Source organism: Halomonas sp. KAO (assembly GCF_015595025.1).
GTDB lineage: Bacteria > Pseudomonadota > Gammaproteobacteria > Pseudomonadales > Halomonadaceae > Halomonas.
The window spans coordinates 17,346-32,502 of the sequence record NZ_JADNRL010000012.1; the positions used below are offsets into that span (position 1 = coordinate 17,346).

At 67.2% G+C, this 15,157-nt stretch carries 16 protein-coding genes; 5 read left to right on the forward strand and 11 right to left on the reverse strand.

Translation table 11 applies throughout. The features are described from left to right. Window positions 1-13 precede the first annotated feature (13 nt). Window positions 14-913: an acetylglutamate kinase gene (gene argB, locus IOC61_RS05390; protein ID WP_195687854.1), complete on the forward strand. Its 900-nt coding sequence runs from the start codon at window positions 14-16 to the stop codon at window positions 911-913. Between the two features lie 7 nt (window positions 914-920). Beyond that, window positions 921-1,526, forward strand: a complete 606-nt coding sequence (gene slmA, locus IOC61_RS05395; RefSeq protein WP_195687855.1) for a nucleoid occlusion factor SlmA — start codon at window positions 921-923, stop codon at window positions 1,524-1,526. A 101-nt stretch (window positions 1,527-1,627) separates the two neighbouring features. Here slmA and rpoH read toward each other — a convergent pair whose 3' ends face one another. The 4 genes from rpoH to ftsY form a co-directional block, all read right to left on the reverse strand. After that, entirely contained in the window at window positions 1,628-2,494 is an 867-nt protein-coding gene (gene rpoH, locus IOC61_RS05400; protein ID WP_132042906.1) for an RNA polymerase sigma factor RpoH, read from the reverse strand. 150 nt (window positions 2,495-2,644) lie between these two features. Beyond that, window positions 2,645-3,619 carry a permease-like cell division protein FtsX gene (ftsX, locus tag IOC61_RS05405; protein WP_195687856.1) on the reverse strand — a complete coding sequence of 325 codons (975 nt, stop codon included), beginning with the start codon at window positions 3,617-3,619 and terminating at the stop codon, window positions 2,645-2,647. Beyond that, on the reverse strand, window positions 3,616-4,284 hold the full coding sequence (ftsE, locus tag IOC61_RS05410) for a cell division ATP-binding protein FtsE (RefSeq protein ID WP_132042909.1): 669 nt from the start codon (window positions 4,282-4,284) through the stop codon (window positions 3,616-3,618). Before ftsE ends, ftsX begins: the two co-directional genes overlap by 4 nt. Beyond that, the gene (gene ftsY / locus IOC61_RS05415; RefSeq protein WP_195687857.1) at window positions 4,281-5,681 is read right to left on the reverse strand and encodes a signal recognition particle-docking protein FtsY; all 1,401 of its coding nucleotides are present in this window, start codon (window positions 5,679-5,681) and stop codon (window positions 4,281-4,283) included. Before ftsY ends, ftsE begins: the two co-directional genes overlap by 4 nt. A gap of 89 nt (window positions 5,682-5,770) precedes the next feature. Here ftsY and rsmD point away from each other — a divergent pair, with 89 nt between their 5' ends. Together rsmD and IOC61_RS05425 are read left to right on the forward strand one after the other, a co-directional pair. After that, window positions 5,771-6,427, forward strand: a complete 657-nt coding sequence (gene rsmD, locus IOC61_RS05420; protein ID WP_195687858.1) for a 16S rRNA (guanine(966)-N(2))-methyltransferase RsmD — start codon at window positions 5,771-5,773, stop codon at window positions 6,425-6,427. 97 nt (window positions 6,428-6,524) lie between these two features. Then, entirely contained in the window at window positions 6,525-6,719 is a 195-nt protein-coding gene (locus IOC61_RS05425; RefSeq protein WP_195687859.1) for a cell division protein ZapB, read from the forward strand. Between the two features lie 18 nt (window positions 6,720-6,737). On the opposite strand, the gene IOC61_RS05430 is transcribed toward IOC61_RS05425, so the two are convergent. From IOC61_RS05430 to prfB, 7 genes are all read right to left on the reverse strand, one after another. After that, window positions 6,738-7,190, reverse strand: coding sequence for a GNAT family N-acetyltransferase (locus tag IOC61_RS05430; protein ID WP_311429811.1), 453 nt, complete (start codon window positions 7,188-7,190; stop codon window positions 6,738-6,740). 19 nt (window positions 7,191-7,209) lie between these two features. Next, window positions 7,210-8,031 carry a hypothetical protein gene (locus IOC61_RS05435; protein ID WP_195687861.1) on the reverse strand — a complete coding sequence of 274 codons (822 nt, stop codon included), beginning with the start codon at window positions 8,029-8,031 and terminating at the stop codon, window positions 7,210-7,212. Continuing rightward, window positions 8,028-8,336 carry a BolA family protein gene (locus tag IOC61_RS05440; protein ID WP_161423927.1) on the reverse strand — a complete coding sequence of 103 codons (309 nt, stop codon included), beginning with the start codon at window positions 8,334-8,336 and terminating at the stop codon, window positions 8,028-8,030. Before IOC61_RS05440 ends, IOC61_RS05435 begins: the two co-directional genes overlap by 4 nt. An 82-nt stretch (window positions 8,337-8,418) precedes the next feature. Further along, entirely contained in the window at window positions 8,419-9,801 is a 1,383-nt protein-coding gene (locus IOC61_RS05445) for an MFS transporter (protein ID WP_195687862.1), read from the reverse strand. Between the two features lie 76 nt (window positions 9,802-9,877). Then, complete coding sequence (locus IOC61_RS05450; protein ID WP_132044510.1) at window positions 9,878-10,264, reverse strand: hypothetical protein; 387 nt, start codon at window positions 10,262-10,264, stop codon at window positions 9,878-9,880. 79 nt (window positions 10,265-10,343) lie between these two features. Further along, the gene (lysS, locus tag IOC61_RS05455) at window positions 10,344-11,894 is read right to left on the reverse strand and encodes a lysine--tRNA ligase (protein WP_195687863.1); all 1,551 of its coding nucleotides are present in this window, start codon (window positions 11,892-11,894) and stop codon (window positions 10,344-10,346) included. 168 nt (window positions 11,895-12,062) lie between these two features. Next, a protein-coding gene (gene prfB, locus IOC61_RS05460) for a peptide chain release factor 2 (protein ID WP_229332951.1) occupies window positions 12,063-13,158 on the reverse strand; the annotation gives its coding sequence in 2 pieces (ribosomal slippage) (window positions 12,063-13,085 and window positions 13,087-13,158; 1,095 coding nt in all). A 243-nt stretch (window positions 13,159-13,401) separates the two neighbouring features. On the opposite strand from prfB, the gene IOC61_RS05465 reads away from it, so the two are divergent. After that, window positions 13,402-14,979 carry a peptide ABC transporter substrate-binding protein gene (locus IOC61_RS05465; protein WP_195687865.1) on the forward strand — a complete coding sequence of 526 codons (1,578 nt, stop codon included), beginning with the start codon at window positions 13,402-13,404 and terminating at the stop codon, window positions 14,977-14,979. Window positions 14,980-15,157 lie beyond the last annotated feature (178 nt).

A 15,157-nucleotide genomic window follows, 5' to 3' on the forward strand; every position in this document is an offset into this window, starting at 1 on the left:
CAAGGAACACGCAATGACCGAACAGACCCGTGACCCGCGCCTGGTGGTGGAGGTCCTCTCCGAGGCACTCCCCTACATCCAGCGCTTCTCCGGCAAGACCGTGGTCGTCAAGTACGGCGGCAACGCCATGACCGAGGACACCCTGATCGACTCCTTCGCCCGCGATATCGTGCTGATGAAGGAGGTGGGCATCAATCCGGTGGTGGTCCACGGCGGCGGCCCGCAGATCGGCGAACTGCTCGGCAAGCTCAATATCGAGTCACGCTTCGTCAATGGCATGCGGGTCACCGACGCCGAGACCATGGATGTGGTGGAGATGGTGCTCGGCGGACTGGTCAACAAGGGCATCGTCAACCTGATCAACCAGTGCGGCGGCAAGGCGATCGGCCTGACCGGCAAGGATGGTGCCCAGATCCGTGCCCGCCAGCTCAAGGTGGAGCATCAGTCCCCCGAGATGACCGCCCCCGAGATCATCGATATCGGTCATGTAGGCGAGGTGGAGCATATCTCTACCGACCTGATCGACATGCTCGCCAACCGCGACTTCATCCCGGTCATCGCCCCCATCGGCGTGGACGAGGCGGGCCACAGCTACAACATCAACGCCGACCTGGTGGCGGGCAAGGTCGCCGAGGCACTCGGCGCCGAGAAACTGATGCTGCTGACCAATGTGGCCGGCCTGATGAACAGCGCCGGCGAGGTACTGACCGGCCTGACCACCACTCAGGTGGATGAACTGATCAGTGACGGCACCATCCATGGCGGCATGCTGCCGAAGATTCGCTGCGCCCTGGAGGCGGTGAAGGGCGGCGTGAAGAGCGCCCATATCATCGACGGCCGGGTCCCCCACGCCACCCTGCTGGAGATCTTCACCAACGCCGGGGTCGGCACCCTGATCACCGACGAAGGCTGATCACACCATGAACCAGGCACCCCCCAGTCGTCGCGATCAGATTCTCCAGGCGCTGGCCATGATGCTGGAGGAGGACAGTGGCAAGCGCATCACCGTGTCTGCCCTGGCGAAGCAGGTCGGCGTCACCGAGGCCGCCCTCTATCGCCACTTCCCCAGCAAGGCCCGCATGTTCGAGAGCCTCATCGAGTTTATCGAGGAGACCCTGTTTGCCCGCATCGGGCGTATCCTGGAAGAGGAGCACGAGGCGCTGCCCCGCTGCGCCGCCCTGCTTGCCCTGCTGCTGGGGTTCGCCGAGAAGAACCCCGGCCTCTCGCGACTGCTCGACGGCGGGGTGCTCACCGGCGAGACCGCCCGCCTGCGAGTCCGTATCCATCAGCTCTTCGAACGGCTCGAGACCCAGCTCAAGCAGATCCTGCGCGAGGCCGAACTGCGCGAGGGGCGTCGCACCACTCTGCCCGCCTCCGCCGCCGCCAACCTGCTGCTGGCCACCGCCGAGGGGCGCATCAGTCAGTACGTGAGAAGTGACTTCAAGCGCCGCCCCACCGAGCACTGGAAGGAGCAGTGGATGCTGCTCTCCAACCAGCTGCTCAGGGAAAGCCCGCAGCCGGCGTAAGCTCAGCCCCCGCCAGAAACGCCAGAGCCCCCGTCGGATACACTCCGGCGGGGGCTCTGTGCGGGACTCGGCGGCAACCTCAGGCGTGTCGCCATGGGGCGTCAGGCCACCAGGGCATCACCGATCTGCTGCTTGATCTTCTTCATGGCATTCTTCTCGAGCTGACGGATACGCTCGGCGGAGACGCCATAGATATCGGCCAGGTCATGCAGGGTGGCCTTGGGCTCGGTGAGCCAGCGACGCCGCAGGATGTCGCGCGAACGCTCGTCCAGCCCCTCCATCGCCTGCTGCAGGCGACGGGTGGAATCCCCCTCCCAGTCGCTCGCCTCGAGCTGAACGGCCGGGTCGGCGGAGGCGTCATCGAGATAGTGCACCGGCGCCTGCCAGCTGCTCTCGTCGTCCTCGCCGGGCGCCGCATCGAAACCGGCATCATGGGAGGCCAGCCGACCCTCCATCTCGCGCACCACCTCGGGCTTGACGTCGAGATCCTTGGCAATTGCCTCGACCTCATCGCTGTTGAGCCAGGCCAGGCGCTTCTTGGCGCTGCGCAGGTTGAAGAACAGCTTGCGCTGGGCCTTGGTGGTGGCGATCTTCACGATACGCCAGTTGCGCAATACGAACTCGTGAATCTCCGCCTTGATCCAGTGCACGGCGAAGGAGACCAGCCGCACCCCCTGATTGGGGTCGAAGCGCTTGACCGCCTTCATCAGGCCGACATTGCCCTCCTGAATCAGGTCCGCCTGAGGCAGGCCATAGCCGGAATAGCTGCGGGCGATGTGCACGACGAAGCGCAGGTGCGACAGCACCAGGCGGCGCGCCGCCTCCAGATCGCCCTCGTCATGCAGCTGGAAGGCCAGCTCCCTCTCTTCATCGGGGGTCAGCATCGGAATGCCGGTTACCGCCCGGATATATCCGTTGAGGTCGTGCCCCGGGGAGAGTTGGCCCACCGGAAGAAGACTGTTGCTCATGTGCAGGATGTCTCCTCAATCAGCCCATTCGTGCGTGTCTACGCATTGTACGTTATGCATGCGGCACCTAAGACACCAGAAACAGTGTAAGGTTCCGCGAAATTTCAAGCCCCGTCTACCCGACGGGTCGATCAACACGGCACCCAGGCATCAGCGCGGCTTCACCTCGGCGAGGTGGCGGCTGACCGCCATCCAGGCACCCAACCAGCCCAGTAGCATACTACACCCCACCAGGGAAGCGGAACCGCCCACCCCCAGCCTCGGCAGGCTGAAACTGGCGCCGTAGCTGGCCGCCAGGGCCGAGACCGGTGTCGCCAGCCACTCCCCTCCCAGGGTCAGCAGCCCCCAGGCCAGCAGGCCACCCCCCAGGCCATACCAGGCCCCGCTGTAGAGGAAAGGGCGGCGCACGAAGCCATGGGTGGCGCCGATCAGGGTGACCACCTCGATCTCCTTGCGACGGCTCTCCACCGCCAGGCGGATGGTATTGCCTACCACCAGCAGCACACCGCCCCCGAACAGCACCGCCAGTGCCAACGTCACGCGCTGGCCGAGCTCGGCCAGGCTGCGCAGCCGTTCGATCCAGGCCAGGTCCAGGCGTACCTCCTCCACCCCGGGGATCGCCGCCAGCGACTCGGCCAGCGCGCGGACGGTCTCCGGTGCCGGGGCCTCGGGTGTGACGACCACGCTGGCCGGCAGAGGATTGTCATCGAGGCGTTCCAGGGCATCCTCCAGCCCCAGCGCCTGCTGAAACTCCGCCATGCCCTCGGCCGCGGTGATCAACCGGGTGCGGGCCACGCCGGGCTGAGCGCCCAGGGCCTCGTCGATGCGTGCCGCCTCTCCATCGCCGCCCCCCGGCGCGAGGTAGGCGGTGAGGGTCGCGCTCTCGGTCAGTTCGGCATCGAGCAGTCGCGCGCTGTCCAGGGTCAGCCACAGCCCCGCGGGCAGGACCATGGCGATAGCGATGGCCAGCATGGTCACCAGGCTGGCGACGGGCGTTCGCAGCAGCCGCCAGGCACTGTCCAGACACATCGCCCGATGGTGGCGCAACCAGCCGCGGAGGCGGCTCGAGGAGCGTGTGTGGTGGGTGCGGGCACCCCGTGGAGAGGGCGCGGGGCGACGACTCATGCGGCCTCCCGGTCGCCCACCAGGCGACCCTCGCGCAGGCGCAGGGTGCGATGCTGCAACCGCGCGATCAGCGCCAGGTCGTGGCTGGCGATCATCACCGTGGTGCCGATGCGATTGAAGTCCTCGAACAGCGCCATGATGTCGGCAGAGAGCTGGGGGTCGAGGTTGCCGGTCGGCTCGTCGGCGAGCAGCAGCGCCGGCTTGTTGACCACCGCCCGGGCGATGCCCACACGCTGCTGCTCACCACCGGAGAGCTCGATCGGCAGTGCCTTCTCACGGTGCAGCAGCCCGACCTTGTCCAGTGCGGCGCGCACCCGGCGCGCCGATTCGCGGGGCTCGACCCCCTGGATCGTCAGGGGGAGCGCCACGTTATGGAAGATCGAGCGGTCATGGAGCAGCTGGTGGTCCTGAAAGACCACGCCGATCTGGCGGCGATAGAACGGCACCTGGCTGGGGTGGAGCCGGTCGATATCGTGGCCGGCGACCAGAATGCGCCCCCGGGTGGGGCGCTCCAGGCGCATGATCAGGCGCAACAGGGAGCTCTTGCCGGCCCCCGAGTGGCCGGTCAGGAACAGCATTTCGCCGCGATGCACGCGGAAGTCGAGGTTGGCGAGGGCCTCGAAGCGCCCACCGTAGCGCTTGCCGACGTGCTCGAAGACGATCATCCCTGGGCGTCGTTCCTCTCGCGGTCGAACAGCGCATCGACGAACTCGCCGGCCACGAAGGGGCGCAGGTCGTCCAGCGACTCGCCGACACCGATAAAGCGAATCGGGGTGCCCAGCTGCTTGGCCAGGGCGAAGATGATGCCCCCCTTGGCGGTGCCATCCAGCTTGGTCAGCGTCACCCCGGTGATCGGCACGGCCTCGTTGAAGGTGCTGGCCTGGGAGAGAGCGTTCTGCCCGGTACCGGCATCGAGCACCAGCATCACCTCATGGGGTGCGCTGGCATCGAGCTTGCCCATCACCCGGTGGACCTTCTTGAGCTCCTCCATCAGGTGCGCCTTGTTGTGCAGACGCCCGGCGGTATCGGCGATCAGCACATCGACGCCGCGCGCCTTGGCGGCCGCCACCGCATCATACACCACCGAGGCGCTGTCGGCACCGGTATGCTGGGCGATCACCGGCACCCGGTTGCGCTCGCCCCACACCTTGAGCTGTTCCACCGCGGCGGCACGGAAGGTATCGCCGGCGGCCAGCATCACGCTGCGCCCCTCGCGCTGGAAGCGCTGGGTCAGCTTGCCGATGGTGGTGGTCTTGCCCACCCCGTTGACCCCGACCACCAGAATCACGAAGGGGCCCTCCCCCTTGGGTGGCAGTTCCAGGGGCGTGCTCACCGACTCGAGCATGAGGGCCAGCTCCTCCTGGAGGGCGCGATAGAGCGCCTCGCTATCCTGGAGCTCCTTGCGCGAGACGCGCTCGGTCAGGCGGTCGATGATCGCGGTGGTGGCCTCGATCCCCACATCCGCCATCAGCAGCTGGGTCTCGAGATCCTCCATCAGATCATCATCGATCTGCTTCTTGCCCAGAAATAGATCGGCCAGACCGTCGGTCAGGTTGGCACGGGTCTTGCCGAGCCCCGAACGAATGCGCGCGAACCAGCCCTTCTTCTCGCCGGCGGCAGGCTTCTCCTGCAACACGGCGGGTTCTGGTGCTGGTTCGGGCTCGGGTTCGGGCTCGGGCTCGGGCTCGGGCTCGGGCTCGGGCTCGGGCTCGGGCTCGGGCTCGGGCTCGGGCTCGGGCTCGGGCTCGGGTGCAGGCTGCTGCCTGATGGGGTCAGGGGCAATGCTCGCCGAGGCGGCGGCCGTGTCCTCGCTCGACGCCTCTGCCACCTCGGCAGGCGACGATTCGACGGGGTGCGACTCGGGCCGTGCCTGCGTCTCGGCGACGCGCTCTCCTTCATTGGGGCGCTCTTCGTCGACGGGGCGCTCACCCTGATCGGAGCTCTCCCCCTGGCCGGAGCCCTCCTCCTCATCGGAGGGCGGAGCGACCTCGTCCTGGAGCTCCTGCTCCTCCCGGATCGCTTCTTGCTCCTGCTTCTTCTTGCGCTTGAAAAAACCGAACATGGACAGCATCAGCCTCGCGGATGAACGAATCGTCACATCCTACCACTGCCCACCATGACTGTGGACAAGCCGCCGGTTACAATCCCGTCATGACTCGACGCTCCCCACGCTCCCGCCGCTCAGGCAAGCCCACGACCGCCGGCCGCCGAAGTGCCGACCGACGCCCTGCGGGCCGCCTGCGCATCATCGGCGGCGACTACCGCCGCCGGCTGCTGCCGGTACTCGACAGCCCCGGCCTGCGTCCCACGCCAGACCGGGTGCGCGAGACGCTGTTCAACTGGCTTGCCGCCACCCTGCCCGGCGCCCGGGTGCTCGACCTCTTCGCCGGCACCGGCTCCCTCGGCCTGGAAGCGCTGTCGCGCGGCGCCCGCGAGACCATCTTCGTGGAGCGCGACGCCCGGGTGGCCGACCAGCTGGGCAGGAACCTCGACACCCTGGGGGCCGCATCGCGGGGGCGCGTCATCAACGCCGATGTCGCCCGCTTCCTGAGCGATGCGCCCTCTCCGGCCACTCTGGTCTTTCTCGACCCCCCCTTCCGCCAGGGGCTGGCCGAGCCGTGCTGTGCCGCGCTGGAATCGGGCTGGCTGACCGACGAGGCCTTCATCTACCTGGAAACCGAAGCCGGGCTCGACCCGCAGGTGCCTCCCAGCTGGCGGCTGCACCGCGAGGTTCACGCCGGCGACAGCCATGGTCGACTCTATCGACGCGACGCGACCGCCCTGTCGCCGGCCGACGACGCTTGCTGAGCCAGGGGCTCGGCGTTACGCTGCGGGACTGGAACGCCCGCTGCGGGCGCCGGCTCGGCCACCAGGACCACCCGGAACGACACCTCAGGAGAACAGGATGAGCATCGAACTCTTCAACCGGCTCGAACAGAAGGTCACCAGCGCCGTGGAGGCCCTGGAACTGCTGAAGATGGAAGCCGAAGAGCTGCGCGAGGAAAACAGCCGCCTGAAGCAGGAGCGCGAGGAGTGGGAGAGCCGTCTGTCCGCCGTGCTCGGCAAGCTGGACGAGCTGGATACCAGCAGCCAGAGCTGAGCCACCACCGCGCCGGTCTCACGCCAGCGCCAGTGACATCAGCAACGCATCTTCCCTGACCGCCCCGGCCTGCCGGGGCGGATAGTATCCGCGGCGAACGCCATCCTCCGCGAAGCCAGCCGCGCGATAGAGCGCGATGGCCGAGGCATTGCCAGCCCGTACCTCCAGCAACAGGCGCTCGCTGCCCCAGGCTCGGGCCTGCTCGACCACCTCCGCCAGGAGCCGACGCGCCACTCCGCGCCCTCGCCAGCGAGCATCCACCAGAATCGCCTGCAGATCGGCCTCGAAGGGCTGCCGCTCCAGCGCGGCATACCCCACCACGACATCATCGACCACCTGGCCAACCACCCATATCGTCGATGAGCGCAGGGTCGCCGCCAGCTGGCTCGCCGAGCCGGCGGTAGCCCACCCATGGGCGGCTTCCAGGGCCGTCAGCGATTCCAGCGCGGCCTCGTCCAGGGACGTCAGCACCGGCCGGTCGCCAGACACCTCACTGCCCACTCGGTGCTCCCCCCTGCGTCTCGCGCCATGCCTCGCCCAGGGCCAGCAACCGGGGCAGCAGGGCGCGCTTGGCGTCGGCGCCATTGGCGAGCCCGGCCAGCGAAGGCCCCTGCCAGGCGGGCAGCCCGAACAGCGGACAGCGCTCTCCCTCGAGCGACAGCACTCGCTCCAGCACCTCGTCCCGGCCGAACACCAGTAACCGCTCAGGCACCCAGCCGCGCCGGCTGGCCCCGGCGACAAAGGCCTTCAGGCCCTCCCGGGCCTCCACCAGGGGCTCCTGTACCGGAAGTCCCTCCTGCAGTGGCCAGCGAAAATCCTGAAACACCGGGGGCGGCGACTCGATACCTGCGGCCCGCAGGATATTGGCGAGCAACATCAGCTGAGGACGCCCCGGTGCCTGGTCGCCCGGCAGCACCAGCAACCAGCGCCCCTCCAGGCAGGCCACCTGAAAGGCGAAGCGCAGGGCTTCCCGGGGCGCCTCCTCGGCCAGCGCGCTCGACGCCTCGGTCTCGGCACTGACCTCCTCGGGAGGCGCCATATCGCCCAGCAGGGCCGCCCGCGCCTTGCCAGGACGCGGCACTCGCTCGCTGCGCTCCTGGGCCGGGCTCTCGGCCGGCGGGGCCGCCGGTTGCTCCCGCGCCTCATCCAGCAGCGCCTGCAGGCGCTGACCATGCCCGACCTCGGGGGGCTGCTCGGGCAGCTCCCACTCACAGGCCGGCGTGGGGTGCGCATTGGGCAGCGCATAGCGCGCCACCCAGGCGGTCAGACCCATCGCCTCCAGATACTGGAGGCGCTGTGGCTCGCTGGTCACCGGCCGCCGCCCCGGCAGTCCGGCGAGTCGGGGCGCGCCTGGCCGCTGGCCTGCCACTCCTGGGGCGTATAGAGGTGCAGAGCCAGGGCATGCACCGGCCCGGCCAGCTCATCGGCCAGCAGGGCGTAGAGCTGCTGATGGCGCTTGACCGGCATCAGACCCTCGAAGCGCTCGCTGACCAGCGTCACCTTGAAGTGGGTTTCGGAGTTGGGCGGCACGGCGTGCCGATGGCTCTCGTTCTCCACCTGCAGAAAGGCGGGCTCGAGGGCCTGGAGCTTCTCTTCGATGCTTGACTGGATGCTCATGGCGGCTTCCCAAAATGGTGAAGTGAAACGCCCATTGTACTCGCTATAGGCAAGGCTAACGATGCACCGCGACCCAGCGGCTCTATCCTCGCCGGGCGGCTGCGGCAAGCGGGATCCGCAGCAGGCTGAACAGCAGGGCGGCCAGGGTCGTCAGGGCACCGAGCCACAGCGTGGCCTGCACCGCCACGCCGGCGGCCAGGAAGGCGCCGACCAGGGCCACCCCCAGCGACTGCCCCACGGTACGCGACGTGCTCATGGCCCCGGACGCATTGGCGCTGCGCGACAGCGGCACGCTGCCGATCAGCTCGCGGTTGTTGGGCGGCTGAAAGAGCCCGAAGCCCATACCGCACAGCGCCATGGGCCACAGCACCTCGACCACCCCGGCCTCGGCATCGAGCCAGGCCAGGGCAGACAGGCCGCCCATCAGCAGCAGCAGGCCCAGCGACGCCAGCAGGGAGGGGTTCACCCGGTCGGCCAGCCGGCCCGCCAGCGGCCCCACCAGCATGATCGCCAGCGGCCAGGGGGTGAAGAGCCAGGCGGTCTCGAGGGGAGAGAACCCCATCTGCTGCTGGAACAGGAAGGAGAGCGCCACGAAGGCGAGCCCCTGCCCGATAAAGGCACTCCCCTGAGCGGCCAGCGCCAGGCTGAAGCGCCGCTCGGCAAAGATCGCCAGCGGCAGCAACGGGTGAGTGGCGCGTCGCTGGCGACGCACGAACAGCAGTGCCGCCACCAGACTGGTGCCCAGCCAGGCCGCCAGGGCCCAGGCCGCCATGCCATGGCCGAGGCCATCCATGGCGACGAAGAGGCCGCCGAGCATGGTGATCGAGAGCAGCGCCCCCTGCCAGTCGAAGCCACCGGGGCGCGCCGCTTCACGCGGCAGTGCCCTCCAGGCCAGCACCACCGCTACCGCACCCAGCGGCAGGTGCAGCGCAAACAGCCATGGCCAGTCGGCCACCGAGAGCAGGGCCCCACCGATCGCCGGGCCGGCAGCATAGCCCCCCGCCACGACCATGGCCGAGAGCCCCAGGGCGCTCCCCAGCAGCCGCGTCGGAAAGACCTGGCGATAGATCGAGGGGCCGATGGAGAGCGTCGCCGCCGCGCCCAGCCCCTGAAGGGCACGAAAGACCAGCAGGCTCTCGAGGGTGGTCGAGAGGGCGCTGCCCAGCGCCGCCAGGGTGAATACCGCCACCCCCGCCACATAGAGCCGGCGCCGGCTCAGCAGCTCGCTCAGGGCGGCGAAGACCAGCAGGAAGGCGGCCGAGCTGACCTGGAAGAGGTTGGTGACCCATACCACCCGCGACGCCGACACCTCGAGGCCGGTGGCGATGGAGGGCAGCGCGATATTGACCATGGTGGTATCCACCACCGCCATCAGGGTACCGAGGATCAGCGCCAGCACCGCCAGGCGTCGCTCGGGCCCCGGCAGGCCATCATCACCGGGGCGCGTCTCGAAGAGTCGGCTCATTCCATGTTCCGCATCAGGGTCCGTTAACGAAGAAACCGGCCGAAGCCGGTTTCTCTCGCGAATCTCCGATCAGGCGTCAGTCCTGGTCGGTCTCCAGCAGCAGGCTATCGTCGATCTCGGAGATCTCCAGCGCCGCCTCATCATCCAGGTCGATGGCGAGGTAGCTGTGCTCGAGCTGCAGGAAGCGCTGAAACAGCGGCCAGTCGAGGACCTCGGGCCACTGCCGCTGATCCTCTTCCCAGGCGCGAAGCTCGGTCTCGAGGATCTCGAGGTAGCGCTCACGCACGAAGCCCTGCAGGGCCTCCGGGGTATCCATCTCCGGGATCAGGTAGATGGTGCTCTCGTGCTCGACGTCGGCCAGCGTCAGATCCTCGTTGCCGAGGGTGGGCTCGAGCCCGTTGATCCAATCCACGAAGTGCTGGGTCGGGCGGACGCTCAGGGCAGAGCGGTTGAGCAGTTTCATGGCGGTCTCCTCGACGTCGAAACGCTGACCATTATGGGCGCTACCCGCGGCGTTTACCAATGCTTCCCGAACCGCTCCTCTACTCGACTTCCGGCCTCATGGCAGGGAACAGCAGCACATCGCGGATCGAGGCGCTATCGGTCAGCAGCATCACCAGCCGGTCGATGCCGATGCCCTCGCCGGCGGTGGGCGGCAGACCATATTCGAGAGCCCGCACATAATCGGCGTCGAAGTACATCGCCTCGTCGTCCCCGGCCTCCTTCTCGGCCACCTGCTCGCGGAAACGCTCGGCCTGATCCTCGGCGTCGTTGAGCTCGGAGAAGCCGTTGGCGATCTCGCGCCCCCCGACGAAGAACTCGAAGCGCTCGGTGACGAAGGGGTTGGCATCCTTGCGCCGCGCCAGGGGACTCACCTCGGTGGGATATTCGGTGATAAAGGTGGGCTGCTGCAGACGATGCTCCACGGTCTTCTCGAAGATCTCGATCTGGATCTTGCCCAGCCCCCAGCCATCCTTGACGTCGATATCCAGGCGTTCGGCGATCTGGCGCGCCGCGGTCTCGTCGGCCAGCGAATCGGCATGGATATCGGGGTTGAACTCGAGAATCGCGTCGAACACGCTCAGGCGACGCAGCGGCTGGCCGAAATCGTACTCGAAGGTTTCCAGCACCTCGCCATCGCGATTGCGCACGGTGTTGACCACGGTGGTGCTGCCCAGCACCTCCTGGGTCAGGGTACGCAACATCTCCTCGGTCAGATCCATCAGGTCATGGTAATCCGCATAGGCCTGATAGAACTCGATCATGGTGAACTCGGGGTTGTGGCGCGTGGAGAGCCCCTCGTTACGGAAGTTGCGGTTGATCTCGAAGACCTTCTCGAAGCCCCCCACCACCAGGCGCTTGAGGTAGAGCTCCGGCGCGATGCGCAGGTACATGTCCTGGTCCAGCGCATTGTGGTGGGTCACGAAGGGGCGTGCCGTGGCACCACCGGGGATCGCCTGCAGCATGGGGGTCTCCACCTCCATGAAGCCGCGCGCCTCGAAGAAGCGACGCATGGCACTGATGACCCCGGCACGGGTCTCGAACACCTGGCGCGAGTCGGGGTTCATGATCAGGTCCACATAGCGCTGACGGTAACGCGCCTCCATATCGGTGAGGCCGTGGAACTTGTCGGGCAGCGGCCGCAGGCTCTTGGTGAGCAGCACCGCCTCCTCCATCATCACATAGAGGTCACCCTTGCCCGACTTGTGCACCGGGCCACGCCCGGCGACGATATCGCCGATGTCCCAGCCCTTGATCTCCTCGAGCAGCTCGGCCGGCAGCCCCTTCTTGTCGACGTAGAGCTGAATCTGGCCGCTGACATCCTGGATAACGATAAAGGGACCACGCTTGCGCATGATACGGCCCGCCACGCTGGCCTGGTGGCCCAGCGCCTCGAGTTCGGCCTTGTCCTTGTCACCCAGTGCCGCCTCGAGTTCGGCGGCCTGGCTGTCGCGACGAAAATGGTTGGGGAAGGCGCTCTCGCCCTGGGCGGCGGCCCGCTCGCGGCGTGCCGCCAGCTTGGCGCGGCGCTCGGCGATCAGGCGGTTCTCTTCGTTCTGCGGGCTTTCCGCTGAGGGACTCTCGTTGGCCATATCGCTACCTGTTGGAAATCTCGAAAATCTCGAATACGAAAGCTGAGACGCATCTAGAGCCGTGCAAGCGACGCCGATACAAGCCGCCCCTCTGCGGAGAGCGGCATCGACTCGGGTCGATGGACATCTCGAGCAGAGGGGCGGGGGCGCGTCGGCGAGCGCAGCAGGCTATAGACCCTGTTTGAGGCTGGCGACGATAAACTGATCCAGATCGCCGTCCAGCACCTTGTCGCAGTTGCTGGTCTGTACACCGGTACGCAGGTCCTTGATGCGCTGATCATCCAGCACGTAGGAGCGGATCTGGCTGCCCCAGCCGATATCGGACTTGGAGTCCTCGGCCTCCTGCTTGGCAGCGTTGCGCTTCTCCATCTCATGCTCCCACAGCCTCGCCTTGAGCTGTTTCATGGCGAAGTCGCGGTTGGCATGCTGGCTACGCTGGCTCTGACAGGCCACCACGATACCGGTGGGCTCATGGGTGATGCGCACCGCCGAGTCGGTGGTGTTGACGTGCTGACCGCCGGCGCCGCTGGAGCGGTAGGTGTCGACGCGCAGGTCCGAGGGATTGATATCGACCTCGAAGCTGTCATCGATCTCCGGGGAGAGGAACACCGACGCGAACGAGGTATGGCGGCGACCGCCGGAGTCGAAGGGACTCTTGCGGACCAGGCGGTGCACGCCGGTCTCGGTGCGCAGCCAGCCGAAGGCATGATCACCCTGAATATGCAGGGTAGCCGACTTGATGCCCGCCACATCGCCGGCGGAGAGCTCGGTGATATCGGCCTTGAAGCCATGATGCTCGGCCCAGCGCAGATACATGCGCAGCAGGATGTTCGCCCAGTCCTGGGCCTCGGTCCCGCCGGAACCGGCCTGGATATCGAGATAGGCGTTGTTCTCGTCCATCTCGCCGGAGAACATCCGCCGGAACTCGAGCTTCTCGAGGCTGGCATGGAAGCCCTGGAGCTCCTTCTCCACCTCGGCGACGGTGGCCTCGTCATCCTCCATCTCGGCCAGCTCCAGCAGGTCGCGACTATCGCCCAGCCCCTGGTCCAGCTCGTCGATGGTGGCCACGATGGTCTCGAGGGAAGCGCGCTCCTTGCCCAGCTTCTGGGCATAGTCCGGATCGTTCCAGACATTGGGGTCTTCCAGCTCGCGGGTAACTTCCTCTAGCCGATCCTTCTTTTCGGCATAGTCAAAGATACCCCCTCAGGACGTCTGTCCGCTCAGACAGGTCCTTGATGAGGTAGTGAATCGGGTTGGTTTCCAGCATGGGGCGTCTCGCCTGAATCTGCAGTGGAAAGATGGCCGCCGCGGCGGCGCGGAAAAGGGGACTATTGTAGCGAACCCCGACCACAGCGACCATCCTACCCGGCCCTCGGGGCTGGACAGTATCGAATTCATGGATGAAGCCATGCGGAATTTCAAATAGACCGCGTCAGCGGGCTTGGATAGGGTCAAGTCATGGCCAAATGGCCGGAACTCCACACAACCACAAGCAACGGAGTGCACCATGATCACGCCCCGCCTTGCCGCCGGCTCGCTGCTGCTGGCCGCCACCTGCCTCGCCCTGCCCGTCAGTGCCGATACCCTGCGCCTCGCCATCATGGGCGAGCCCGCCTCCCTGGACCCCCACAAGGTCAGCGGCACCTGGGAGAACGACGTGGTCGGCGATCTCTTCGAGGGGCTGGTCACCGAGGCCGCCGACGGCTCGCGCATCCCCGGCGTCGCCGAGTCCTGGGAAGTCACCGAGGACGGCACGACCTACACCTTCAGCCTGCGCGAGGACGCCGCCTGGTCGGACGGCACCCCGGTGACCGCCGACGACTTCGTCTTCGCCTTCCGGCGCATCCTCGACCCGGCCACCGCCGCCAGCTACGCCTACCTGCTCTACCCGGTGAAGAACGCCGAGGCGGTCTTCAACGGCGACGCCGAGCCGGGCGCGCTGGGCATCGAGGCCCTGGATGCCCACACCCTCGAGATCACCCTGGAGCGCTCGACCCCCTACTTCCTCGACCAGCTGGCCCACTACACCGCCTACCCGGTGCCCCGGCACGTGGTGGAAGCGCACGGCGACGACTGGCCCAGCCCCGAGCACATGGTCTCCAACGGCGCCTTCGCCCTGCAGGAGTGGCGGTCCCAGACCCGCATCGAGGCCACCCGCAATCCGCACTTCCACGACGCCGAGAATGTCGCCCTGGACGAGGTGATCTACTTCCCCATCGAGGAGCGCAATACCGCCCTGAACCGCTTCCGCGCCGGCGAGATCGACATCGCCCGGGAGTTCCCCACCCAGCAGTACACCTGGCTTCAGGAGAACCTGCCGGAGGCGGTGCAGGTGGCCCCCTACCTGGGCATCTACTATTACGCCTTCAACACCCGGGACGACCGCGCCACCGCCGACCCCCGCGTGCGCGAGGCGCTGAGCCTGGCGGTGCGCCGCGAGGTGATCACCGACCAGATCCTGGGCACCGGTGAAGAGCCCGCCTACGGCTTCGTGCCGCCGAACGTGGCCCACTACGAGGGAGCCGAGCTCGACTTCGCCGACCTGAGCCAGGAGGAGCGCCTCACCCGCGCCCGCACGCTGATGGAAGAGGCCGGTTACGGCCCGGACAACCCTCTCGAACTGTTGCTGCGCTACAACACCAGCGAGGATCACCGCAAGGTCGCCATCGCCCTGGCCGCCATGTGGAAGCCGCTGGGCGTGGAGGTGGAGCTCTACAACGCCGAGGTGGCCGTCCACTATGCCGACATCCGCCAGGGCGACTTCGACGTGGCAAGGGCCGGCTGGATCGGCGACTACAACGACGCCCAGAACTTCCTGAGCCTGCTCGAGGGTGGCGTCGCCAACAACTATGGCGCCTACCAGAACGACGCGTTCGACGCCCTGATGGACCAGGCCGCCGAGACCCAGGACACCGATGCCCGCGCCGAGCTGATGGCCGAGGCCGAGACCCTGGCACTGGCCGACAACGCCACACTGCCGCTCTACTACTACGTCTCGCGCAACCTGGTGAGCCCGGCGCTGAGCGGCTGGCAGACCAATATCGAGGACATCCACCGCTCGCGCTGGATCGACTTCGAGGATTAAGCGCTCACTCCAAGATGTGGGCAGGATGAGCGCCGGGGACAAGGCGGAACGAGGGTCTTTTGACCATGGACGTCAAAAGTAGCGCCCAGGGAGGGGTTTACAGCGCCCTCGTGCAGGCTTGTCGCCGGAAAGCTCATCTCTTCGACCGAATGGCGAAAGCGCCTTCCCCTAATGTTGC